Genomic DNA, 22,115 nt, shown 5'->3' with positions numbered 1-22,115 from the left:
TGAGGATAGCCCGCCGCCCAGGTCGCGTCAACCGCCGGGCTCCAGTTTCAGCGTTCCGGACCAGCCTCTACCGTCCGGGCCCGTGGCCAATGAGGGCGAAGAACTCCTCCCGGATGGCCGGATCCTCCCGGAAGAGGCCCCGGGTGACCGAGGTGACGATCCGGCTCCCGGGCTTGCGCACCCCCCGGGCGGTCATGCAGGTGTGCTCCGCCTCGATGACCACCCCCACCCCCTGGGGCTCCAGGCCGGTCATCAAGGTGTCGGCCACCTGGGCGGCCAGCCGCTCCTGCAGCTGGGGGCGCCGGGCCAGCTCCTCCACCACCCGGGCGATCTTGCTGATGCCCACCACCCGGCCCCGGGGCAGGTAGCCCACGTGGGCCACGCCGAAGAAGGGCATGAAGTGGTGCTCGCACATGGAGTGGAAGGGGATGGCCTTGACGATCACCAGCTCGTCGTGACCCTCTTCGAAGGTCACCTGGAGGTGGCGGGCCGGGTCTTGCCACAGGCCCGCGAAGAGCTCCTGGTACATTTCGGCGATGCGTCGGGGCGTTTCCCGCAGGCCCTCCCGATCGGGATCCTCCCCGATGGCCAGCAGCATCTCCCGCACCGCGGCCTGGATCCGGGCCAGGTCGACCCCCGACTGGACCAGACTGTTCCGTTCCGCGCCCTTCTGCATCGATGAAGCCTCCTTCGTCATTCCCAGCCCGTCAGGGGGCTCCCGTCCCCACCGCCTCCCGGATGGCCCAGAGGGTGGCCCGCACCCGGACCATCTGGGCGACGTCGTGGATCCGGAAGAGCTGGATCCCTTGGAGCATGGCGTAGGCCACCGCCGCTTCCGTCGCCTCGAGGAGCGCCTCGGGAGGCAGGCCCAGGAGATCCCGCAGGTAGTCCTTCCGGGAGGTGGCCAGGTAGACGGGCCGCCCCAGGGCAAGGAAGTCGGGGAGGGCACGCATGATGGCCAGGTCCCGGCGCGGGTGCTTGCCAAAGTTGAGGCCCGGATCGATGAGGAGCTGCTCCCGAGGCACGCCGGCCGCCTCCGCCTGTCGCAGCCGCTCCCCCAGGATCCAGCGGACCGCATCGACGGTGGACGGGTACCCCGGATCGGTGTACTCGCTCTTAGGCCGCTGGGAAAGATGCATGAGGACCAGGGCCGCCCCCGTCTCCCGGGCGACGGTGAACATCTCCGGATCGGCGCCGCCGGAAATGTCGTTGATCAGAGTGGCCCCGGCTTCCACCGCGGCCCGGGCGACCTGGGGCTTGTAGGTGTCCACGGCCACGGGCAGCTCCAAGCGCCGCCGGAGGGCCTCCACCACCGGCGCCACCCGCTCTGCCTCAACCTCGGGCGGGAGCGGGATGCCGCCCCGGGCCGACTCACCGCCGACCTCGATCCAGTCGCCGCCCTCTCGGGCGATCTCTTCGCCCCGGCGCAGGGCGGCGTCCATGCCGAAGTGGCGAGCTTTGGCGTAGAAGGAGTCGCGGGTGACGTTGAGGATGCCCAGGAGATACGGCGGGCGGTCTAAAGGGTAGGTCTGCGCTCCCGCCCGGAAGGCCGGGGGCAGGCCCCGGCCTGCCTCCACGCCCCGCCGGAGCGCGTCCGCCGCGGGCCGATCCTGGGCGGTCCACGCACCGGCCAGCTGGGTCAGCTGGCCCTCCGGCCCGCCGAGGATCAGCCCTTGGCCCCAGGCGGCATCGGAACTCCAGGCGGCCGGAGGCTCCCGCCGCCAGCGGGCCGGCCCCGGGGGGAGGTGGGCCAGTTCCGCCCCCCAGTCCCACCAGACCTCCAGACCTGCCTCCCGGGCGGTGCCCGCCAGGGCGGCCAGCCGCTCCCGGGAGGCCGCGGCCACCTTCACCGTCCACCCACCGGTCTGGGGACCGAAGGTCCGGGAGCTTTGCCCACCGGGCCCGGTGAGGCGCCACGCCTGAATCCCGTCGCCCATGGGTACCCACACTGCCTGAGGCGTTGCCATCGGACCGCTCCTCCCGCTTCCGCCCGCGCCACAGCAGCCCGAGCCGCTCTCGCGAATCCGCCTCATTATAACACGGCCCAGGCCGCTGGTCTGGCAAGCCCCTCGGGGCGGGGGAACGCCTTCAGCTGGCGGCGGGGGGCTCCCACCCGCAGAGGGGATCCTCCGCCAGGTAGTCGCCCGTCACCGCATAGGCGCGGGAGCGGGAGCCGCCGCAGTGGTCCTTGTAGGGGCAGCGGCCGCAGCGCCCTTTGAGCTGGGCCGGGTCCCGCAGGGCTTGGAGGATGGGGCTCTCCCAGTAGATCTTCTCGAGGGGGTCCTGCCGCACGTGGCCCACTTCCAGAGGAAGGAAGCCGCTGGGGTAGACCTGCCCCCGGTGGGAGATGAAGATGTTCCCCTTGCCCGCATTGACGCCGGGCCGGAGGGTCTCAGGATCCTGGCCCCGGCGCTGGGCCAGGACCCGGCGGAATTGGGGCCCTTCGGTGGTCTTCACCCGGAAGGGGGCCTTCTCCGCGAGCTGGGCCAGCCAGTGGAGGAAGGCCTCGTACTCCTGGGGGCCGAGGGGCTCCAGCTCCCGCCCCCGGCCCGTCGGCACCAGGATGAAAAGATCCCACTGGACCGCGTCCAGGATCTGCACCAGCTCCGCCAACCGGTCCAGGTGGGGCCGCGTGGTGCGGCAGACAGTGGTGTTGATCTGGAAGGGGACGCCCGCCTCCCGGGCGGCTTCAATGGCCTTCAGGGTCCGGCGGAAGGTGCCCCGGACCCGGCGGAAGCCGTCGTGGATCACCTCGTCGGGTCCATCGAGGCTGAAGGAGAGGGAGTCCACCCCCGCCTCCCGGAAGCGGCGCATCGCTTCGGGGGTGGCCCGGGCGGTGCCGGCGGGCGCGGCCGAGACCCGCAAGCCCCGGCTCTTGGCGTAGGCGATCAGGTCGAAGAGGTCGTCCCGCATCAGGGGGTCGCCGCCCGTTAGGATTAAGAGGGCCGGGTTTAGGCGGGCCACCGAGTCGATGAGGGCGAAGCCCTCCTCGGTGGTCAGCTCTTCCGGGTGACGGAGCGGCTCGGCCGAGGCCCGGCAGTGGACGCAGGCCAGCGCGCAGGCGTTGGTCACTTCCCAAATAACGATCACCGGCCGGGTGGCCAGATCCCACCCCTGGCCGTGGGGGTGCCGGGCCGGCTGGCCCGCGCCCCCGGGCGGGATCGAGGGAGCGGATCGCAGCGGATGGGCGGACATGAGACGGTTCCCCCCTTACTCCCGAGTCTAGCCTTCGGGGGCCCCCCTCACAAGGTGCCTCTCCCCCGGGACGGATGTCCCGGATCAGGACCCGGCGTCAGACGGCTCGTCCCGAGGGTCCTCCTCCACCTGGAAGAGAAGCTCCGCGGGGCCGAAGAGGGTGATCTCCCCCGTCTCCAGCACAACGGTCACCCGCTCGGCCGACTCCACGGCCCCGGTGCTCCACTCGCCCGACACCCGGCCCGCAAGTTCCGCCTGGCCCAGGCGGTCCCAGAACCGGGCCTGATCGGCGGCGAACCACCGGTCCTCCTCCTCCAGCCGGACGGCCCCTTCGGCCCAGGCCTCGCCCTGGAGGGCCTGGTAGGTGAGCCGGGCGGCGGTCAGGCGGCTGACCCGTCCATCCTCCCCGGCCCGCTCCAGGCGGACGCGACCCTCGAGATGGTACCGCTCCGGGCCCAGATCGGCCTCGAGCCGGTCGGCCTCGACGGTGAGGCCCGGCTCCTCCAGGCGGACCTGGCCGGCCAGGATCAGGCGGTTCGCCTCGGGATCGTACTCGGCCCGCCGGGCCTGCAAGGTCCGCTGGCCGTACTCAGCCACCACCTGCCCTGTGGGGGGGGCCAGCACGTACCGGCCCGTCCCCGCCTCCACATAGCCGGTGGTCGCCTGCCGGTCGGCCTCCACCACCCGAAGGCGGAGCGCCTCCGCGTGCCCCGCGGGCGCCAGGACCCCGGCCGCGAGGACCGCCACCAGCAGCCATCCCGTCATCCGCACCCCGCGGGCGGTCATGACCCGTCCGTCCATGATTCTCCTGCCTCCTTTCGGCCCCCGCCCCACGCGGCTTGGCACCGGTCAACGGTCGGGCAGGGTGGGGAGCACCCAGTCGATGGGGCCCACCAGCTCCAGTCGCTCCTCCCCGTCGAACCAGCGGGCCCCATCGGCCGTCAGACGCTGGCCGTCGGGCCGCACCACCTCCACCCCCCCTGCCAGGTGGAGGATGCCCGTGGCCGCGTCGGCCGTCAGCCGCCCCGCGGTGAGCCGGTCGCCCGCCAGGGTGGCCCGCACTTGGCTGGCCGCCTCCAGCCGGCCCGCCTCCCCGTGCCAGACCACCGCCTCCGTCTCCAGGCGGCCCCCTGATGTCAGCTCCATCTCCACCTGCCCCTCCAGCTCCAGGCCGTTGGTGGCCGGGATCCACCGGCCCCGGGCCGCCCGCAGGGTGAGCCACGGGTCCTCATCCCGGTAGAAGAGGCCCCGTTCGACCCCTTCCAGCGCGACGGCCCCCTCCCCCTCGGCCAGGGCGCCCACCTCCAGGGTCCATTGGAGCTCGCCCTCGAGGAAGCCGTCGACGGTCACCCCTTCCAGACGGGGCGGGGCGGGCCCTTCGTCGGGCGGCGGCGGTGGCCCGGGCCGGCCCCCGCCGCCCAGCCACGCCGCCAGCGCCACCCCCAGGCCCAAAACCAGCAGGATGGGGAGCCATGGAAGGGGTCGGCCGCGGGCTGGTCCCAGGGCCATCAGGAGGTCACCTCCTGGACGACGGCCCGCATGTTTGGAAGTTGGAAGAGGCTGGACGCCTCCGCCTCCCACCCCAGCTGGAGGGGGGTGGTGGGGAAGGCATTGAGGTGGTACTCGAGCCAGATGGCCTTGTTCACCACATCGAAGCGGAGGCCCACCGTCCGGCAGTCGGAGGTGTAGGTGAGGCTCAGCTGGCCCAGGAGGGCGCCCAAGGTGGTCTCGTCCTCGTCCAGGGCATAGGCCACCTCGCCCTGGACCGCCCAGCGCTCCCCCAAGGGGAGCGCGAGGATGGCGTCGTACCGGGTCCAGGTCTGGTCCGGCACGTCGTAATGGCCGGCCGCCCCCACCGTCACCTTCTCGCCCAGGCTCACCTGGACCAAGCCGGCCAGATCGGTCAGCTCGTCCTCAAGGAGATCATACCTCGCAAAGGTTCCCGCCCAGAGGGCGCCCCTTCGGGCCTCCAGCAGAAGTTCCAGCCGCTCCCGCGCCTTCCACGCTTCTGTGTGGGCGTGAAAGGGGGTCTCGCCCCAGGCGTCCTGGATGGTGTAGCGCAGCTCACCCGTGAAGGCGGCGCTGGGGCGGTACTGGAGGGTCCAGGTGCTGCCCGCGTAGAGGAGTTCCTCCGCCGTCTCGTACCACCACTGGCCCGCCCAGGTGCTCAGCCCCAGGCTCCAGGACCCGGCCAGCGGCAAGCGGGTCCCGCTGCTCCGGAACCCCAGGTGGGCCCCTTCCAGCCAGCCCGTGGGGCCGTCAGCCCGTTCTTCCTGGTAGCGGCCCGCCTGGGTGAAGAGCCGGAGCCGGGTCCCTTGAAGGGGCTGGGGCCAGAGGCGGGCGGGCAGGGTGTACCCCAGCTCCCCTTCGGGGGCCCGTCCAAAGCGGGTCCAGGCGTTGGTGCCGGGGATCTTGTACTGGAGGATCTGGCTGTGGAGCGTCCACCCGCCCCGGAGTGCAGCATCCCACGAGCCCCAGCGGCCCTCCACCGCGCCCTGGTAGCCCAGGTACTGGTGGAGGTCGGCGCCCTTCTGCCACCGCCGGCCCTGGGTGCCGGCGCTCAGCCGCAAGGGGCCCAGCTCCTGCCCCAGGCTCAGGTCGGCCCCTTCCTTGAGAAGGGCCTCTCCTTCCTCCCGCCCCCGCTCCTGGTGACCCCGTACGCCCACGGAGGTCCCATCCTGACGGTAGGTGAGGGCCAGGTCGTGCTCCAGGGCCCAGTCGGCCCGCTGGGAGGTGGAGGCGGGTCGCGTCTCCCAGTAGGTGCCGGCATAGACCGCCTCCACCGGCCAGTTGGCCGCGGCGGGCAAATCGATCCGGGTCCGCAAGCGGTACCGGGGCTCGGCCTCCTCCCGGCCCTTCACCTCCGACGGCGGGTTCTGAAGCCAGTCGGCCCCCACCGTCCAGGAGGCGGGGCCCAGGGGGACGCGCTGGGTGACCCCCAAACCCCAGCCGGAGAACTGGTGGTAGCCCACGTGGAGGAGGCCCAGGCGATCGGCCCGGGTGTCGTAGGCGTAGGCCATCCGGATGTACCAGCCATCCTCCTCGGTCCAACCCACCTCCGGCGGCTGGAAGGGGGAGGTGCCCATCTCGTCGTCGGGGTCCAGGGAGATCGTCACCCGGGGCCAGTAGAGGAGCGGGATCGCCCCCTCCACGTAGACCACGTGCCGGAGGACCATCACCTCGCCCGGCCAAATCTCGATCTCCCGGGCCCGGACGTGGTACTCCGGGTGGTCCAAGCCGCAGGTGGTGAGGGTGGCCCCACCGATGTGGATGTGGGCGACGGTCCCCTCCACCCGGGGCGCCTGGAGGCGCAGGCTCCCGGAAGCGCCCGCGGGCTGGAGCTCCGCCTCCCCTTCGCCTAAGACGAAGGCGCCCGTGGCCAGGTTGTAGGTCAACCACGCCCCCTGCCAGTGCCCCGACTCCGTTTCCAGGCGGACCTGGCCGGTAAAGAGGGCCTCCTGGCGGGCGAGATCGGCTTCCAGGGCTTGGGCCTCGATGGTGATGGCGCCATGCCCGAAGTGCACGTCGGTGGCCACGAGCCACTGGGTGTGGGGGTCGTAGCTGGCCTCCCCGTTGACGCGGAGGCGGAGCGGGGTGCTTGCCGCCTCACCCGGCAGAACCAGCCCGGCCAGCAGCCCGAAGAGGAGGGCCAGGGCTGCCAGCCAGCGGGAGGCCTGAGACGCCCGGCCCCTCCGGCCAGGGGCTGGCGGCGAGGCTCTGGGCCCAACGGTTGCCCCCCCTCGGTGCTCCCCCTGCGCCACAGCCGTCCCCCCTCGCCTCTCCACCGTGTCCCCCGGCCCCCGGGGCCGTGGTGACAGGCTTCGACGAGGGTGGAGGGGCCACCTCCAGAGAGGAGCGACTCGCGAGATGGGAAGGCCTTCCTCTCCAGTTCCCAAGGGTTCAGGCCGAATGCAAATCTTGGGGAAGAGGGTTCAAAGACAGGGTGACGGCCATGGGTGGTCTCTTCCAGGGAGATGGACTCCCCCGGGCGGGAGGCGCTGGCCGGGCCCGGCGGTGGCGCTCGTTCGCCAGCCGGGTTGCCGTGCTGACCGCCGTCTTGATCGCGCTGGTCTTGGTGGTTCCCGCCCGTTCCGACGCCCCAGCGCCTGAACCCACCTCCGCACCGGAGGCGGCCGAGCCCTTCCACATGCCGCCCCCGCCTGACGGGGTCCGGGGGGTCTACGTCACCGGCGCCCTGGCCGCCAGCCCCCAGATGGACCGTCTCTTGGACCGGCTCGCGGGCACGGAGATCAACACCATTGTCCTCGAGTTGAAAGACGAGCTGGGCCGGATCACCTTCCGCTCGTCCAACCCCCTGGCCCAGGCCATGGGCGCGGTGCGGGGCGAGTTGGGCGATCTGCGGGCGTTGGTGGACCGGCTCCACCGCCGGGGCTTCTACGTGGTGGGGCGGATGGTCGCCTTCCGGGATCACCGGCTGGCCCTCCAGCGGCCCGAGCTGGCCCTGAAGGATGTGCAGGGGAACATCTGGCGGGACCGCCAGGGGATCGCCTGGATCAATCCCGCCCAGGAAGAAGCGTGGGCCTACCTGATTGACCTGGCGGTGGAGGCCGCCCTGGCGGGCGTGGATGAGATCCAGTGGGACTACGTCCGCTTCCCCACCGACGGCCCCTTGGACCGGCTGGTCTATCCGGAAGGGATCCGGCGGGAGGAGACCATCGCCGCCTTCCTGGCCGCCTCCCGGCAAGCCCTGCGCCCTGTCGGGGCCTACACCAGCGCCGACCTCTTCGGCTTCGCCGCCCTCACCCGAGGCGACATGGGGATCGGCCACCAGCTGGAGGTCCTGGCGGAGCAGGTGGACGTGGTCTCCCTCATGCTCTACCCCTCCCACTTCCCGCCGGGGGCCCTGGGGCTGGAAGACCCGGACCGGGCCCCCTACGAGACGGTCCTCCGCTCCCTCAAGGCGGCCGCGCAGCGGGTCGATCGGCGGAAGCTGCGGCCCTGGCTCCAGTCCTTCAGCCTCCGGAACCCCTATGGCCCCCAGGAAGTGTGGGCCCAGATTCTTGCCGCCCAAGAGGTGGAGGTGTCGGGGTGGCTCCTCTGGAACCCTTCGGGGAGGTACACCACCCCCCGGCAGCTGATGGGGTCCACCGCCCCGGTCCAGGAGGCGGCCCTCCAGCGGCCGGTTGAGAAAGAGGGAGTCGATGAGCCACGAGGTTAAGCCCCCCAAGCCCTCAGCTCCCCCGGGCGAGGCGCCGCCGGCGGACGGTCCCGAGGCGATCCAGCGGGAGCTCCTCCAGCGCGCCCTGGAGGGCTTGGCCGGTGGCGACATGCTCAGCTTCATGCAGCTCTTGCCCATGGAGCGCTGGCACGATGGGGAGTGGTCCGTCGCCCGGATCCCCCTTCTGCCCATCTTCCTCAACCCCATGGGGATCCTCCACGGCGGGGTGACGGCCATCTTTCTCGACTCGCTCATGGGCTGGAGTCTGGCCGAGCAGGCCGGCCGCCCGGTGGTCACCGTCCAGCTGAACGTCAACTACGTCAAACCTGGCCGGGGCCCGTGGGTGGTGGTCCGGGCCCGGCCCACTCATATCGGCCGGTTTACCGGCGTGGCCGAGGGCCGGGTGGAAGACCACGAGGGCCAGCTGATCAGCCAGGGGACGGGCACCTTCTTCTTTACGGGGGACGGGGACGGGACGGGGTAAGCTGGCTGGACACTTGTCCCTGGCAAGTCGGGTCATTTGCCTATGTCGCACGAACTGGTACCCGTGCCAGAATGAGGGTGCAGTCGGGAAGGGGGTTGCACCCTCATGGCTATGGCAAGCCTCTACGGTGGAGCAACCGGCGGCTACCGGGATGCCACGCCTCAGCTGCGGGATGAAGGCTCGCCGGACGAGCCCCAGTTCCAGCGTCCCTTGGTGCGGGTCAACATTGAGACGGGCGAGGTGCTCATCTCCCTCTGGCCCCAAAAGTTGACGGAGCAGCGCCTCCGGCGGGCGGAGCCGGCGTCGACCATCTCGGACCAGGAGCTCCAGAAGCTGGTGGAGGAACACCAGGCCCGGGTCTGACCGGCACCGGCCGCCAGAGGGTTCAGAGCTTGTAGCCCAGGGTCCGGAGGAGGCCCCGCCGCTTCTCCACGTCCTCAGCCGTCTCCACACCCAGGGGCGGCTGGCCGTCCACCACACCCAGGATCCCCCGACCCTGGTCAGTGGTGGCCACAATCACCTGGACGGGGTTGGCGGTGGCACAGTAAATCCGGCAGACCTCGGGGACCGCTTTGATGGCGTTCAGCACCTGGATGGGAAAGCCGTTCCGCATGAAGATGATGAACGCGTGGCCCGCGCCGATGGCCTGGATGTTCTCCCGGGCCAGCTCGATCATCTCCGGATCGTTCCCGCTGGTCCGCACCAGGCGGGGCCCTGAGGCCTCGTTGAACCCGATGCCGAACCGGATCCCGCCGCCGGCGCCGGCCATGGCCTCGTGCAGGTCCTCCACGGTCTTGATGAAGTGGCTCTGACCGAGGATCAGGTTGACATCCTCGGGCTTGCGGATGGAGACCAACTCCGTCTGCACCGTGACGCCTCCTTTGTTCCATCTTCTGCCTGAAAGGGTCGCACCTGCTAGGTTCCCCAGCCCCGCCGCCCTTCCTCCAGCCCTTGCCGCGCCGGGCGCCCCCGGCTAGACTGGAGGCGAAAGGAGCGGAGCTTCGGTGGAAGTGATCCGCATCACCCCCCGGGGGTACTGCTACGGGGTGGTGGATGCCCTCCAGCTCGCCAAGCGGGTGGCCTCCATGAAGGATGTGCCCCGCCCCATCTACATCCTGGGCCAGATCGTCCACAACCGGCACGCGGTGGAAAGCCTGGAGGCCTACGGCATCAAGACCTTGGACGGGGGCAGCCGCCTGGAGCTTCTGGAGCAGATCGACCACGGCACCGTCATCTTCACGGCCCACGGCGTCTCGCCCCAGGTGAAGGCCCGGGCCCGGGAGAAGGGCCTCCGATACTTCGACGCCACCTGCCCCGATGTGACCCGGACCCACGACCTGGTCCGGGAGCTGGTGGCGGACGGGTACGAGATCCTCTACATCGGCAAGAAGGGCCACCCCGAGCCGGAAGGGGTGATGGGCGAAGCTCCGGGCCATGTCCACCTCATCGAGGACCGGGCCGACCTGGACGCCCTCCAGCTGCCCCAGACCGAGCGGCTGGCAGTGGTCACCCAGACCACCCTCAGCCAGTGGGATACGGCCCAGCTCATCGAGGCGATCCGCCAGCGCTTCCCCCAGGTCCGGGTGTACAACGAGATCTGCCTGGCCACCCAGCTGCGCCAGGAGGCGGCCGTCGCCCAATCTCGGGAGGCGGACCTGGTCCTGGTGGTGGGCGACCGCCGGAGCAACAACTCCAACCGGCTGGTCCAGGTGGTCCGGGAGATTGCGGGCAAGCCCGCCTACCTCATTGACTCCGTGAAGGAGATCGACCCCGCGTGGCTCCGAGGGGTCCGGAAGGTGGCGGTCACCGCTGGCTCCTCCACCCCCAGCCACCTCACCCGGGAAGTGATCCAGTTCCTGGAGGCCTTGGAACCGGAAGAGGTCCCCGCCAGTTCCTGAGGGGCGTGCCCAGGGCGAGGTCCTGAGGCCAGCCCGTGCCTTTCGCCAGGGCCCGGCTCCAGTCCGGGCCCTTCGGCTTACCGGTAGGTGAAGGCCTCCGCCGCCCGGAAGAAATCGCCCGCGGTCGTCTCGAACCGTTCGGGCGCATCGGCGTACTGGAAGAGGTAGACGGTCGTCTCCTTAAGGGCCAGGAAGCTGCCTTCCCGCAACCGCCGCCCGTCCTCGTCCACGTAGCGGTACTCGAAGTAGAGGGCCGGCTCATCACCCAACCGGCTGGGGGTCGGCCCCTGGACGAGTTCGAAGCCGGGGACCACGTCCTGGTAGCTGGCCAAGAGCTCCCCGGCCAGCCCCTCCAGGTCGCGCCCGCCGGCAGGTTGGGGGGTGACATGGATGAAGAAGATCCGCCCGTCCCGGGAGCGGAGGACGGTGGTGCTGGCAGAGGTGGTGCTCCGGCCGGCCCGCCAGTCATCGGGCAGGGGGAAGGTGTAGCGGCCCAGGGGATCGAGATACCGGGCGGCCGCCTCGTCCACCCCGATCCGGGGCGGGGCGGCCACCTGGGCCCGGTTCCGCTGGTAGACAGCCTGGAGTTGGGGGAGCCGCTCCCGGGTCACCTCAATGCGGCGCTCGGTGAGGGGGTGGGTCCGGAGCACCTCGGCCACCTGGGGCCCCTGGTGGCGCCGCTCTTCCTCGAGGAGCCGTTCCAGGAAACGAGGCAGGCCCTCGGGGTCGAAGCCAGCCTGGGCGGCGAACTCCTGCCCCACCCGGTCCGCCTCGTACTCGTCGTCCCGAGACCACCCTTTGTCGATCAGGTCCGCCGCCAGGTTGACCAGCTGCTGGACCACCTGGGTCTCCGTCGCCTCCCGGAAGAAGACCCCGATGAAGACCGCAATCCCCAGCTGCCGCACAATCCGGTTCCGGTAGTGGTACCGGTCGATGTGGGCCACCTCGTGCCCCAGGACGTTGGCCAGCTGGTCTGGATCCCATCCGGTTAGGTCGAGGAGGCCCCGGGTGAGAAAGACAAACCCCCCGGGCAGCGCGAAGGCGTTGACCAAGTCGGTGTTCAAGACGGTGAGGGAGTACTCGATGGCCCCGGTCCGGCTGCTCTGGGCGGCCACCCGCTCAAAGATGGCGTTCAGCCAGGCCTGGTGCTCCTCGGGGAGGGGGGCGACGCCGCCGTACCGGGCAACCATCTCGGGGAAGGCCGCCTCCCCCGCGCTCCGCTCGATCCGATCCCACAACCCCGCCTGCGCCTGCACCCCGCCGGCCATGGCCAGGAAGAGCAGGAGCACCAGCGCGACCGCCCGGCCCCAAGGGGGCACCGGCTGGGAGTTGGGACGCCTGGAGCGGTGATGGTCCATGGAGGCTGCCTCCTTTCCCCGGATGACGCGGCCATGGTAGCATTCGCTTTCCTCGCTTGGAGGCCTGCTGGGAAGGGTGGCAGCGGCCGGCAACCTTGGGTAAACCCGGCCCCCTCTGGGAATGGTTGTTATAATGGGGGCGGGTCGACGCGACGAGGGGTCTTGGGAAGGCCCGACATCTTTCTACGGAGGGATCGCAGGATGGCCCACGAGCTTCCGCCTCTGCCATACGCGTACGACGCGTTGGAGCCGTACATCGACGCCCGGACCATGGAGATTCACCACACCAAGCACCACGCCACCTACGTGAACAACCTCAACGCCGCCCTCGAGTCCGCCGATGAGCGCCTGCGGAACCTGAGCGTGGAGGAGCTCTTGCGGCGGATCGACGAGGTGCCCGAGTCCATCCGCACGGCGGTGCGGAACAACGGCGGCGGCCACGCCAACCACACCCTCTTCTGGAGCGTGATGGGGCCGGGTGGCGGCGGGGAGCCCACCGGCGAGCTGGCCGAGGCCATCAGCAGCACCTTCGGCAGCTTCGAGAACTTCAAGGAGACCTTCAGCAAGGCGGCGGCCGGCCGCTTCGGCAGCGGGTGGGCCTGGCTGGTGGTGAAGGACGGCAAGCTGGAAGTGACCAGCACCCCTAACCAGGACTCGCCCCTGATGGAAGGCCAGGTGCCCATCCTGGGCCTGGACGTCTGGGAGCATGCTTACTACCTGAAGTACCAGAACCGGCGCCCCGAGTACATCCAGAACTGGTGGAACGTGGTCAACTGGGCGGAGGTCAACCGCCGCTACCTGGAGGCTCGGGGCTGAGCCGCAGGGCGGCTTGGTCGGGGCCCGGCGCGTGACGCTGGGCCCCGTTTCTTTCCCGCCAGGGGCGGACCGGGCTCCGCGCAGGCGTGGGCCGGGGTGGGAACCTCACCAGGGGAGGCGGCGCCTCCCGGGGGCCCTGCGACGGGGTTGGAGGCCGCCGGGGAACCTTTGACGCCTCCCGGCCCCTTTGGTAGAGTGAAGGTGAGGCAATCGATTGGTCTGTCGCTCCTCTGCGGAGCCTTTTTTCGGACCAGAGTTGTGAACGTCTTCACACACACGAACTCCCAGGAGCGCCATCCGGGGCGACAGAAAGGAGGTCACCAGGTGCACAGCCAGTTGCGGGCCCTCTTTGCCGATCGGGCCCAGTTCCAGCAGGACGAGTTGGTCCGGCATGGGCAGGCCGCCGGCATCCCCAGCGGGTGGGCGACCCTCCTGCAGACCCGGCCCTCGGCCGTCGTTTGGCCGGAGCGGACCGAAGAGGTTGTGGAGCTGGTCCACCTGGCGGCCCAAGAAGGGTTCTCTCTGGTGCCCCGGGGTGGCGCCACCAGCCCGTGGGGCGGAGCCCTCCCCGTCCGGGGTGGGGTGGCCGTCAACTTCTCCCGCATGAACCGGGTGCTGGACGTGGACCCCATCGGGCAGACGGTGACGGTAGAGCCGGGAGCGGGCTGGGCGCCGGTGGAAGAGGCGCTGGCGCCGGCGGGGCTGGCCTTGCGCCTCCTGCCCACCAGCGCGCCCTTGGGCACGGTGGGGGGCTGGGTGGCGGAAGACGGCGCGGGCTTGGGCAGCTACCAGTATGGGTACCTCCACGCCAACGTGGAGGCGGTCCAGGTGGTGACGGGGACGGGCGAGATCCTTCACCTGGAGGGCGACCAGCTGCGGATGGTCTGCGGCCTGGAGGGCATCACCGGCCTCATCACCCGGGTCACCTTGAAGGTTGCCCGGGAGGCGCCTCTCCACGTCTGGGCCCTGGGCTACCTCAACCTGGACGACCTGATCCGGGCCCTCCACAACGTCTTCGATTCGGACTGGCCCCTGTGGCACGTCGCCTTCCGGAACGCCACCGCGAGCCGGGAGCTCCCCCTGGGCGCCAACCGGAACGGCGCGGCCGACGATCTCCACCTTCTGGTTCTGATGAGCCGCCATCCCGAGGGGGATGGGCTCCAGGCGTCCATCGAACAGCTGGCCCGAGCGACCCGAGGCCACCTCTTCGGCCGGGAGCAGGCGTTCGCCGAGTGGGAGGACCGGTTCGCCGGGCTGGAACCCAGCCTCCCCATCCCCGGCGCTTGGCAGAGCCGGCTGGTCCTCCCCCGGTACGGGCTGGCCCCCCTCTTCGCGGATCTGGCCGACCTGCCGCACCCCATCGCCCTCCAGGGTTTGGCTGTCCAAGGCGGCGAGGTGGCCCTCCACGCGGTGGCACCCCCCGGGGTCACCCCCCGCCAGGCCGCGAAGCTGCTGGCCACCCTGGAGGATCGGGTCAGCCGGTACGGAGGCCATCCCTACGCCATCGGGCTGCTCAAGGCCCATGAAGCCGCCCGCATCCTGGGTCCCGCCCAGATGCGGGAGCTGGTCGCCTGGAAGCGCCGGTACGATCCCCAGCACCTGCTCAACCCGGGCAAGGTCCTCCCCAGCCCCGGCATCAGCTGGCGGGTCCGGGCCGCGCTGGCCTGGAGCCGGTGGCTGGGCGGCTCGCCGTCGGCGCCCGCAGAGCGGGAGGGTGGTTGCCCGCCCCGCCGGGCAAGCTAGCCAGGGCGCCCTTTTCCTGGGATTGCTCCCACGCCACAGGCGAGGCGGCCTCGCCAACGACCGAGAGACCCCCAGCGTCGGGCCGGCCGGATGGCCGGCCTGACGCGTCCAAGGGTTTCCTTCGAGACCGCCCGGGGCTGGGGAGGGAATGGCCGGGAGGGTGACGAAGGGCCGGTCGGTAATGGGGGTGGCACAGATGACCGCGGCGGCAACGGCTGAGCCCATCATCCAGTTTGAGAATGTCCACAAGTATTACGGCTCCCACCACGTACTGAAAGGGATCACCGAGTCGGTGGCCCAGGGGGAGGTGGTGGTGGTCATCGGACCGAGCGGGTCGGGGAAGAGCACCCTGCTCCGCTGCATCAACCGCCTGGAGGAGATCGACTCGGGCCGCATCCTGGTGGCCGGCCAGGACCTGTACGATCCCAAGGTGGATCTGATCCGGCTCCGGTCCGAGATCGGGATGGTCTTCCAACAGTTCAACCTCTACCCCCACATGACCGTCCTGGAGAACATCACCCTGGCGCCCATCAAGGTCCGCCGCCTGTCCAAAGAGGAGGCCGAGGCCATCGCGCTGGATCTGCTCAAGAAGGTGGGGATCCCCGACAAGGCCCAGGCCTACCCGGGGGAGCTCTCGGGCGGCCAGCAGCAGCGGGTGGCCATCGCCCGGGGGCTGGCCATGCGGCCCAAGGTGATGCTCTTTGACGAGCCCACCTCCGCCCTGGATCCCGAGATGATCAAGGAGGTCCTCGACGTGATGAAGGCTCTGGCCCGGGAGGGGATGACCATGGTGGTGGTCACCCACGAGATGGGCTTTGCCCGGGAAGTGGCCGACCGGGTCATCTTCATGGACGAGGGCCGCATCATCGAGCAGGGGCCCCCGGAGCACTTCTTCAGCTCGCCCCGGGAGGAGCGGACCCGGGCCTTCCTGGAGAAGATCCTCTAAGGTTAGGCCCTGGCCACCCTCCCCCCACCCTCGGATCAACGCCCTCTTGAAAGCAGGAATTGTTTTTATCTCCGAGAAAGCCTACTGTACCGACCGGTACACTGGACCGGTTCGCACCGCGGCCTCCGTGCTCTGGCCTTCCGGCAGGGCCGGGCACGGCCTTGGGATGGAGACAGAGGAGAGCCGAAACCCTGTGGCAACCACCGCTGTCCGTGCAACCGGCACCACAACCTCCCTACGGGACTACATCGCCCTGACCAAGCCGCGCCACGTGCTCCCGTCCACCCTGACCACCTGGGTCGGGATGGCGTTGGCCGCGCCGGGCCCCCTGCCAGCCCGGCTGGTGGCGGCCACCCTGGCCGGCACCGCCCTGGCCATCGCCGGCGCCCACGTGTACAATGCCATCCTCGACCGGGATCTGGACGGGCTGATGGACCGGACCCGCCACCGTCCCCTGCCCTCCGGCCGGGTGGCCGTCTGGCAGGCGGCGGTCTGGGGGACGGTCCTTTCGGCCGCGTCGCTGGCGATCATGCTCTTGCTGGTCAACGGGTTGGCGGCCCTCCTCACCGTCGCCGGCATCTTCCTCTATGTGGTCGTCTATACCTTCTGGCTGAAGCGGCGCTCCCCGTGGAACACCTTGGCGGGGGGCTTCTCCGGTGGGGCGCCCCCGCTCATCGGCTGGGCCGCCGCCTCCGGCAGCCTCTCCTGGGCCGCCGGGGTCCTCTTCGGGATCATGGTGGTCTGGCAGCCCCTGCACTTCTTCGCGCTGAGCCTGAAGGTGGCCGACGACTACCGCCGGGCCGGCTTCCCCATGGTCGTCGTGGTCCACGGGGAGCAGGCCACCCTGAACCAGATCGTCGTCTACAGCCTCATCCTGGCCATCCTCGCCCCCCTCTTCACCCCTCTGGGGGTGACGGGAACGGCCTACCTGGTCGTCGCCCTGGCCTTGAGCGGGATCTACGTGGCCGCCGCCGTCCGGGCGGCCCGGGAGGGGCCGGCGCGGGCCAAATTCTGGGGGACCTGGCTCCTCCGCTACGCCTTCATCGACTTGACCCTCCTGCTGGTGACCGCGGTGCTGAACCGGACCGTTTAGGTCCCGGCCCGAGGCGGGCCGAGCATCGAGGAGGTGGCGCGGCGTGCACCCGGCGCCGGCGCAAGTCAAGTGGGATGCCCCTTCCCCCGCCTTCGAAGCAAGCTGGGGGAAGGTGATGATGTGGCTCTTCCTGCTCTCCGACACCCTCACCTTCACGGGGCTCTTGGGCGGGTACGGCTTCCTGCGGGCCTCCAGCCAGGCCTGGCCAACCCCTGAGCAGGTCTTCAACGTGAACCTGGTCGGCTTCATGACCTTCTTGCTCATCTGCAGCAGCGCCACCATGGCCGCCGCGGTGGGCACGGCCCGCCGGGGGGAGACGGTCAGGACGGGAAGGCTCTTGGGGCTGACCGTCTTGGGCGGGCTCCTCTTCCTGGCCCTTCAGGCCTACGAGTGGATCCATTTCATCCAGGCGGGTGCCCGGCTGGCCAGCAATCCCTGGGGGGTGCCCCTCTTCAGCACCACCTTCTTCGTCATCACCGGCTTCCACGGGCTGCACGTGACGGCTGGGGTGATCTACCTGACCACCGTCACCTTCCGGGCCCTCCAGGGCCGGCTCGATCCGGACGGTGTGGAGACGGCCGGGCTCTACTGGCACTTCGTGGACCTGGTCTGGGTCTTCGTCTTCACCTTCATGTACCTGATCTGAAAGGAGGAGACACCCATGGCTGAGGCGGGAGCCACCCCGCCCCAGGGGCCGGCGGGCACGGCGCCGCAAGCTCCGGGCCGCCTCGGAGCCAACCCCTACGTGCGGACCTGGTTTTGGCTCTTGGTCTTGACCATCCTGGAGCTCTTGGTGGTCTTCTTGCCCATCCCCAGGACCCTCTTGGTGGTCCTGCTGGTGGTGCTGGCGGTGATGAAGGGCGTCCTCATCATGGCTGAGTTCATGCACCTCCGGTTTGAGAAGCTGAGCTTTGTCTACTCCATGCTCTCACCCTTGCTCTTGGCCCTCGCCCTTCTGGCCGGCATCTTTCCTGATGCGCTCAACCGACTGCCGTGACGGAAAGGAGCCTGACCGGTGAGCAGCCACCCAACCCAACCCCAGTCCGAGAAGCGTTTGGGGCGAGCCACGGCATTGCTCATTTGGCTGATCCTCGCCCTGGCGGTGGCCTCCAGCGCCTACGCCCTCCGCCACTGGTGGAGCCCGCCCCTGATCAACAGCGAGGCGGCGGGCATCGACCGCCTCTTCAGCGTGCTCTGGATCCTCCTCGCCGCGGTCTTCGTCGGCGTCCAGGCCCTCCTCGGCTACTTCGTCTTCCGCTACGCGGACCGGGGGGAGGGCCGGGCCAGCTACGAGCACGAAAACCTCCGGCTGGAGATCGCCTGGACCGCCCTTCCCGCGGTCCTCTTGGTGGTCCTCACCGTCCTGGGCGGGGGCCTCTGGCTCCGGGTCCAGGGGGCCGCGCCCCCGGAGGCGGCCACCGTCCAGGTGGTCGCCCAGCAGTTCGGCTGGACCTTCCACTACCCCGGCCCCGATGACCGGCTCGGCCCCATCCGGCCCATGGATGTGGCCGTGGGCAACCCCATCGGCCTGGATCGGGAGGGGCCGGGCGCCGACGATGTGGTGGCCGGCGAGCTCCACGTGGTGGTGGGGCAGCCTGTCCGCCTCCTGCTCACCTCCCGGGACGTGATCCACAGCTTCTACGTGCCCGAGCTCCGGCTGAAGCAGGATGCGGTTCCCGGCCGGGTGACCGAAGTCTGGTTCACCCCCACCCAGCCCGGTGTGTATGAGATCGCCTGCGCCGAGCTCTGCGGGGCGGGCCACTACCTGATGGCGGCCCGGATGGTGGTGGAGACCGAGGCCGAGTACCAGGCCTGGTTGGCCTCTCAGAACCGGTAGCGGGCTCTCTGCGGCTGGCTGGTCAACAGGCGTGAAAGGAGCGGTATGCCATGGCGGTCGTCCAGGCCCAACTTCATGAGGAACGCCCCTTAAGCTTCTGGCGCCGGTACATTTTCAGCCTCGATCACAAGGTGATCGGCATCCAGTACCTGGTGACCTCGATGGCCATGGCCCTGGTGGGCGGGCTCCTGGCCATGCTCGTCCGCTTCGCCCTGGGCTGGCCGGAGGCGTCGGGGCTCACCCCCGCCTCCTACATGAGCGCCGTCACCATGCACGGCACCATCATGACCTTCTTCGTCCTCAGCACGGCCCTGACGGGCGGCTTCGGTAACTTCCTCATCCCGCTCCAAATCGGAGCTCGGGATATGGCCTACCCCTTCCTGAACATGGTCTCCTACTGGCTCTACCCCGTCTCCCTGGTGGTGCTCCTTGCCTCCTACTTCGTGCCCGGCGGGCCCGCCTCGGCCGGCTGGACCGCCTACCCGCCCCTCAGCGTCCAGGGGGGCACGGGGCAAGCCCTCTGGCTCATCAGCCTGGCCATTCTGATCATCGCGTTCCTCTTCGGCTCGTTGAACTACATCACCACGGTCCTCCAGCTCCGGACCAAGGGGATGTCCCTCCTGCGGATGCCCCTGACAGTGTGGGGGCTCTTCATCACCGCCATCCTCTCGCTCCTCTCCTTCCCCATGCTCCTGGCCGCCTCCATCATGCTCCTCTTCGACCTCCTGGGCGGGACCAGCTTCTTCCTGCCCTTCAACATCGTGATCGACGGCGGCCAGGTGACGGCGGCGGGGGGCGATCCGCTCCTCTACCAGCACCTCTTCTGGTTCTTGGGGCATCCTGAGGTGTACATCCTGATCCTGCCCGCCATGGGCATGGTCTCGGACATCATGGCCAACAACGCCCGCCGGCCCATCTTCGGCTACAAGACCATGGTGCTCAGCATGGCCGCCATCGCCGTCCTCAGCTTCCTGGTCTGGGGGCACCACATGTTCGTCAGCGGCATGCACCCCCTCTTGGGGACGGCCTTCATGGCCACCACCCTGGTCATCGCCATCCCTTCGGCCATCAAGACCTTCCACTGGCTGGCCACCCTCTGGCGGGGGAAGCTCCGCTTCACACCCCAGATGCTCTTCTCCATCGGCTTCGTCTCCGTCTTTGTCACCGGGGGCCTGACCGGCTTGGTGCTGGGCTCCCCCGCGCTGGACATGTACGTGCACGACACCTACTTCGTGGTGGCCCACTTCCACTTCGTGATGGCCAGCGCGTCCCTCTTCGGCATCTTCGCCGGCCTCTACCACTGGTTCCCCAAGATGTTCGGCCGGAAGATGAACGAGCGGTTGGGCCGGATCCACTTCTGGATCGCCCTGCCCGCCACCTACGCCACCTTCTTCCCCATGCACTTCGCCGGGATCGGTGGCATGATGCGCCGGATCTACTCCATCGAATTCTACGACTACCTGGCCCGCTTCGAGGGGCTCAACCAGTTCATCACCATCGCGGCCTTCATCATGGGGGCGGCTCACATGCTCTTCCTGGTCAACTTCGTCTGGAGCTTGAAGTACGGCGAGCGGGCTGAGGCCAACCCCTGGCAGGCGACCACCCTCGAGTGGGAGACGCCGTCGCCCCCGCCCCACGGCAACTTCGGCGAGGAGCTGCCGGAGGTCCACCGCTGGGCGTACGACTACAGCGTCCCCGGCGCCACCACCGACTACATCCCCCAGACGGTGAGCCCCCGCCCGGTGGCCGCCCCCGGCCCCTGAGGTGGCCGATCCTGGGACGGGGAAGGAGGAGGCAGGTTGGCCATGACCCAACAGCTTCTCCAGCAGGACCGAAGATCGGCGCCGCCCCAGGGCCCAGCCCGACCTGGCTTCGACGGCTCGGGCCCTGGGGGATCAGCCCCTGGGGGCCGGGTCCCGCGGCCCGGCCCCTCGCCCGCCACCACCGCTACCTGGTGGCTTCTGGCTGCCGTGGCCATGCTCTTCATCGGGTTCACCAGCAGCTACCTCTCCCGTCAGGCGGGGGCCGATTGGGCCGCCATCCCTATGCCGCCCATCCTCTGGCTGACCACCAGCCTCGTGGTGGCCAGCAGCGGCCTCCTCGAGTGGGGCCGGCGGTCCGGCCGCCGGGGCCACCCGGAGCGCCAGGCCGCCGCCGTCTCCGGCGCGGCCTGGCTGGGCCTCCTCTTCCTCGTGGGCCAAGGGGCGGCCTGGCGGGAGCTGGCCCGGGCCGGCCTCTTCCTCACCTCCAACCCCCATGCCGCCTTCTTCTACGTCCTCACCTTGGTCCACGGGCTCCACATCCTGGCGGGGCTCATCTGGCTCTTGGTGGCCGCCGCCCGAATCCGGCAGGCCCACCCCCAGGCGGCCCAGGCAGTGGCCTCGGGGGCCATCTTTTGGCACTTCGTCGGCACCCTCTGGATCTACCTGTGGGTCCTCCTCTTCTGGCTGTGAAGGCATATCCCAAGCCCCTCCAGCCGCGCCTCAGGGACAGGGAAGGCCCGGGCTGGCGGGCCAGCCCGGGCCTTCCTTGATCCACACTTCATCCACCCGCTCCATCCACCCACTGGCACGGCGGCGGGGGGTCTTGGCCGGCGCGCCCTTCCCCGGCCCAGGTGGCTAAACGGCCGCGACCTCCGCTTCCCGGGCGCTGGCGGCTGGCTCCGGGGCCGTCTGCCAGAGGAGGTAGAGGAGCGCCCCCGTGTAAAGGGTGACGAAGCTGGAGTGGAGGACGTTGGCCGCCACCGATCCCAAAGTGCCCACCACCAGCCAGCCGCTCAGGGCCTGGAGGACCACCAGCACCACGGCGGCCAAGGAACCCCAGAAGAGGTCAGGCCGCGCCTCCCGGTAGGGCCGGGTCAGGTGGCCCGTGGCCGCGGAGAGGAGGACGAGCCCGCCGGCTAGGGCCCGGTGGACGAAGTTGGTAAAGGCCGGCGTGCCCCACTCAGGGATGAGCATGTTGTTGCAGAGGGGCCACCCCAGGCAGGCCAGGCCGATTTCCGTGTGGCGCAGGTACGCCCCCACGTAGACCACCGCCGCCAGGAGCCCCAGGTTGGCCCAAAGGAGCGGGCGGAACCGGGGAGGCACGGGCCCGCCCCGGGGGCTCCACCCCCGCTGCAGTTGATGAATCCGCACAGCCAGGAGCAGGACCGAACCGAAAGAAGCCAGGGAGACGCCAAAGTGGGCCGCCATCACCAGCTCGGACGAACCCCACATGACCGCCGCCGCCCCCAGCCACGACTGGACGGCCAGCAGGATCAGGGCGGCGACGACCAGCTGCCGGATCTCCCGCCGGTGGCCCAGCTGCCGCCAGGCGAGGACGGAGACGGCCAGGATGAGCAGGCCCATGATCCCCGTGATCACCCGGTGGTTCACCTCAATCCAGGTGGCCAGGCTGGACCAGTCGCCGTCGCAGAAGGGCCACGCGCTGCCGCAGCCGTCTTCCGACCCGGTGGTGGTCACCAGCGCGCCCGAGACCAGCAGGAAGAACATGCCCACCGTCGCAAGGGTGGCCAGGCGTTGGAGCAGGGTCATGGGAAACCCCCTCTTCGGTCTCCCCAGGGACGA

The 22,115-nt window shown here is 70.0% G+C and carries 22 protein-coding genes; 13 read left to right on the top strand and 9 right to left on the bottom strand.

The genetic code is table 11. The annotated features are described in order from the left end of the window. Positions 1 to 67: 67 nt before the first annotated feature. From folE to FWJ67_RS02225, 6 genes are all read right to left on the bottom strand, one after another. Positions 68 to 676: a GTP cyclohydrolase I FolE gene (gene folE / locus FWJ67_RS02250; protein ID WP_414482022.1), complete on the bottom strand. Its 609-nt coding sequence runs from the start codon at positions 674 to 676 to the stop codon at positions 68 to 70. A 31-nt stretch (positions 677 to 707) separates the two neighbouring features. Further along, positions 708 to 1,967, bottom strand: a complete 1,260-nt coding sequence (gene folP / locus FWJ67_RS02245) for a dihydropteroate synthase (protein ID WP_304172603.1) — start codon at positions 1,965 to 1,967, stop codon at positions 708 to 710. Between the two features lie 121 nt (positions 1,968 to 2,088). Continuing rightward, positions 2,089 to 3,195, bottom strand: a complete 1,107-nt coding sequence (locus FWJ67_RS02240; protein WP_304172602.1) for a radical SAM protein — start codon at positions 3,193 to 3,195, stop codon at positions 2,089 to 2,091. An 84-nt stretch (positions 3,196 to 3,279) separates the two neighbouring features. Next, positions 3,280 to 3,996 (bottom strand): hypothetical protein, encoded by a 717-nt coding sequence (locus FWJ67_RS02235; protein ID WP_304172601.1) that lies wholly within the window; start codon positions 3,994 to 3,996, stop codon positions 3,280 to 3,282. A 48-nt stretch (positions 3,997 to 4,044) separates the two neighbouring features. Beyond that, positions 4,045 to 4,704 carry a hypothetical protein gene (locus tag FWJ67_RS02230; RefSeq protein WP_414482021.1) on the bottom strand — a complete coding sequence of 220 codons (660 nt, stop codon included), beginning with the start codon at positions 4,702 to 4,704 and terminating at the stop codon, positions 4,045 to 4,047. After that, entirely contained in the window at positions 4,704 to 6,956 is a 2,253-nt protein-coding gene (locus tag FWJ67_RS02225) for a hypothetical protein (protein WP_304172599.1), read from the bottom strand. The genes FWJ67_RS02230 and FWJ67_RS02225 overlap by 1 nt, the downstream gene beginning before the upstream one ends. Before the next feature lie 191 nt (positions 6,957 to 7,147). Between FWJ67_RS02225 and FWJ67_RS02220 the strand changes: the two genes are divergently transcribed. From FWJ67_RS02220 to FWJ67_RS02210, 3 genes are all read left to right on the top strand, one after another. Further along, the gene (locus FWJ67_RS02220; RefSeq protein ID WP_304172598.1) at positions 7,148 to 8,374 is read left to right on the top strand and encodes a putative glycoside hydrolase; all 1,227 of its coding nucleotides are present in this window, start codon (positions 7,148 to 7,150) and stop codon (positions 8,372 to 8,374) included. Further along, positions 8,358 to 8,858: a PaaI family thioesterase gene (locus tag FWJ67_RS02215; RefSeq protein ID WP_304172597.1), complete on the top strand. Its 501-nt coding sequence runs from the start codon at positions 8,358 to 8,360 to the stop codon at positions 8,856 to 8,858. The genes FWJ67_RS02220 and FWJ67_RS02215 overlap by 17 nt, the downstream gene beginning before the upstream one ends. A 105-nt stretch (positions 8,859 to 8,963) precedes the next feature. Continuing rightward, on the top strand, positions 8,964 to 9,221 hold the full coding sequence (locus FWJ67_RS02210; RefSeq protein WP_304172596.1) for a hypothetical protein: 258 nt from the start codon (positions 8,964 to 8,966) through the stop codon (positions 9,219 to 9,221). A 22-nt stretch (positions 9,222 to 9,243) separates the two neighbouring features. Here FWJ67_RS02210 and FWJ67_RS02205 read toward each other — a convergent pair whose 3' ends face one another. Then, the gene (locus tag FWJ67_RS02205; protein WP_304172595.1) at positions 9,244 to 9,726 is read right to left on the bottom strand and encodes an adenosine-specific kinase; all 483 of its coding nucleotides are present in this window, start codon (positions 9,724 to 9,726) and stop codon (positions 9,244 to 9,246) included. A gap of 136 nt (positions 9,727 to 9,862) precedes the next feature. On the opposite strand from FWJ67_RS02205, the gene FWJ67_RS02200 reads away from it, so the two are divergent. Continuing rightward, positions 9,863 to 10,756 (top strand): 4-hydroxy-3-methylbut-2-enyl diphosphate reductase, encoded by an 894-nt coding sequence (locus FWJ67_RS02200; RefSeq protein WP_304172594.1) that lies wholly within the window; start codon positions 9,863 to 9,865, stop codon positions 10,754 to 10,756. Positions 10,757 to 10,833: 77 nt separating this feature from the next. On the opposite strand, the gene FWJ67_RS02195 is transcribed toward FWJ67_RS02200, so the two are convergent. Continuing rightward, complete coding sequence (locus tag FWJ67_RS02195) at positions 10,834 to 12,114, bottom strand: M48 family metalloprotease (protein WP_304172593.1); 1,281 nt, start codon at positions 12,112 to 12,114, stop codon at positions 10,834 to 10,836. A gap of 201 nt (positions 12,115 to 12,315) precedes the next feature. Here FWJ67_RS02195 and FWJ67_RS02190 point away from each other — a divergent pair, with 201 nt between their 5' ends. From FWJ67_RS02190 to FWJ67_RS02150, 9 genes are all read left to right on the top strand, one after another. Beyond that, on the top strand, positions 12,316 to 12,930 hold the full coding sequence (locus tag FWJ67_RS02190; RefSeq protein WP_304172592.1) for a superoxide dismutase: 615 nt from the start codon (positions 12,316 to 12,318) through the stop codon (positions 12,928 to 12,930). A 324-nt stretch (positions 12,931 to 13,254) separates the two neighbouring features. Continuing rightward, entirely contained in the window at positions 13,255 to 14,673 is a 1,419-nt protein-coding gene (locus FWJ67_RS02185) for an FAD-binding oxidoreductase (RefSeq protein WP_414482019.1), read from the top strand. A gap of 196 nt (positions 14,674 to 14,869) precedes the next feature. Next, positions 14,870 to 15,619 (top strand): amino acid ABC transporter ATP-binding protein, encoded by a 750-nt coding sequence (locus tag FWJ67_RS02180; RefSeq protein ID WP_304172590.1) that lies wholly within the window; start codon positions 14,870 to 14,872, stop codon positions 15,617 to 15,619. 193 nt (positions 15,620 to 15,812) lie between these two features. Further along, positions 15,813 to 16,712 carry a heme o synthase gene (gene cyoE / locus FWJ67_RS02175; protein ID WP_304172589.1) on the top strand — a complete coding sequence of 300 codons (900 nt, stop codon included), beginning with the start codon at positions 15,813 to 15,815 and terminating at the stop codon, positions 16,710 to 16,712. Between the two features lie 43 nt (positions 16,713 to 16,755). Next, positions 16,756 to 17,358, top strand: a complete 603-nt coding sequence (locus FWJ67_RS02170) for a cytochrome c oxidase subunit 3 (RefSeq protein WP_414482018.1) — start codon at positions 16,756 to 16,758, stop codon at positions 17,356 to 17,358. A 15-nt stretch (positions 17,359 to 17,373) separates the two neighbouring features. After that, positions 17,374 to 17,709: a cytochrome C oxidase subunit IV family protein gene (locus tag FWJ67_RS02165; RefSeq protein ID WP_304172587.1), complete on the top strand. Its 336-nt coding sequence runs from the start codon at positions 17,374 to 17,376 to the stop codon at positions 17,707 to 17,709. Between the two features lie 18 nt (positions 17,710 to 17,727). Next, a complete protein-coding gene (gene coxB / locus FWJ67_RS02160) occupies positions 17,728 to 18,549 on the top strand; it encodes a cytochrome c oxidase subunit II (protein WP_304172586.1) in 822 nt (273 codons plus the stop codon). Between the two features lie 50 nt (positions 18,550 to 18,599). Next, entirely contained in the window at positions 18,600 to 20,312 is a 1,713-nt protein-coding gene (locus tag FWJ67_RS02155) for a cbb3-type cytochrome c oxidase subunit I (RefSeq protein WP_304172585.1), read from the top strand. A 42-nt stretch (positions 20,313 to 20,354) separates the two neighbouring features. Beyond that, complete coding sequence (locus FWJ67_RS02150; protein ID WP_304172584.1) at positions 20,355 to 21,002, top strand: heme-copper oxidase subunit III; 648 nt, start codon at positions 20,355 to 20,357, stop codon at positions 21,000 to 21,002. Positions 21,003 to 21,167: 165 nt separating this feature from the next. Here the strand turns inward: FWJ67_RS02150 and FWJ67_RS02145 are convergent, their stop codons facing one another. Beyond that, on the bottom strand, positions 21,168 to 22,082 hold the full coding sequence (locus tag FWJ67_RS02145; protein WP_304172583.1) for a COX15/CtaA family protein: 915 nt from the start codon (positions 22,080 to 22,082) through the stop codon (positions 21,168 to 21,170). Between the last annotated feature and the right edge of the window lie 33 nt (positions 22,083 to 22,115).

This window comes from Limnochorda sp., from assembly GCF_047459355.1.
Taxonomy (GTDB): Bacteria; Bacillota; Limnochordia; order Limnochordales; family Limnochordaceae; genus Limnochorda.
The sequence above is the reverse complement of the archived record's forward strand: the minus strand, read 5'-3'. Positions and strand labels throughout refer to the sequence as shown.

Excerpts from the sequence above, each read along its gene's own strand:
- FWJ67_RS02180 (WP_304172590.1), top strand. The coding sequence starts at position 14,870 with ATGACCGCGGCGGCAACGGCTGAGCCCATCATCCAGTTTGAGAATGTC.
- FWJ67_RS02235 (WP_304172601.1), bottom strand. The coding sequence starts at position 3,996 with ATGGACGGACGGGTCATGACCGCCCGCGGGGTGCGGATGACGGGATGG.
- FWJ67_RS02230 (WP_414482021.1), bottom strand. The coding sequence starts at position 4,704 with ATGGCCCTGGGACCAGCCCGCGGCCGACCCCTTCCATGGCTCCCCATC.
- FWJ67_RS02165 (WP_304172587.1), top strand. The coding sequence starts at position 17,374 with ATGGCTGAGGCGGGAGCCACCCCGCCCCAGGGGCCGGCGGGCACGGCG.
- FWJ67_RS02220 (WP_304172598.1), top strand. The coding sequence starts at position 7,148 with ATGGGTGGTCTCTTCCAGGGAGATGGACTCCCCCGGGCGGGAGGCGCT.
- folP (WP_304172603.1), bottom strand. The coding sequence starts at position 1,967 with ATGGCAACGCCTCAGGCAGTGTGGGTACCCATGGGCGACGGGATTCAG.
- FWJ67_RS02145 (WP_304172583.1), bottom strand. The coding sequence starts at position 22,082 with ATGACCCTGCTCCAACGCCTGGCCACCCTTGCGACGGTGGGCATGTTC.
- FWJ67_RS02195 (WP_304172593.1), bottom strand. The coding sequence starts at position 12,114 with ATGGACCATCACCGCTCCAGGCGTCCCAACTCCCAGCCGGTGCCCCCT.
- FWJ67_RS02240 (WP_304172602.1), bottom strand. The coding sequence starts at position 3,195 with ATGTCCGCCCATCCGCTGCGATCCGCTCCCTCGATCCCGCCCGGGGGC.
- FWJ67_RS02215 (WP_304172597.1), top strand. The coding sequence starts at position 8,358 with ATGAGCCACGAGGTTAAGCCCCCCAAGCCCTCAGCTCCCCCGGGCGAG.
- folE (WP_414482022.1), bottom strand. The coding sequence starts at position 676 with ATGCAGAAGGGCGCGGAACGGAACAGTCTGGTCCAGTCGGGGGTCGAC.
- FWJ67_RS02150 (WP_304172584.1), top strand. The coding sequence starts at position 20,355 with ATGACCCAACAGCTTCTCCAGCAGGACCGAAGATCGGCGCCGCCCCAG.
- FWJ67_RS02210 (WP_304172596.1), top strand. The coding sequence starts at position 8,964 with ATGGCTATGGCAAGCCTCTACGGTGGAGCAACCGGCGGCTACCGGGAT.
- FWJ67_RS02190 (WP_304172592.1), top strand. The coding sequence starts at position 12,316 with ATGGCCCACGAGCTTCCGCCTCTGCCATACGCGTACGACGCGTTGGAG.
- FWJ67_RS02155 (WP_304172585.1), top strand. The coding sequence starts at position 18,600 with ATGGCGGTCGTCCAGGCCCAACTTCATGAGGAACGCCCCTTAAGCTTC.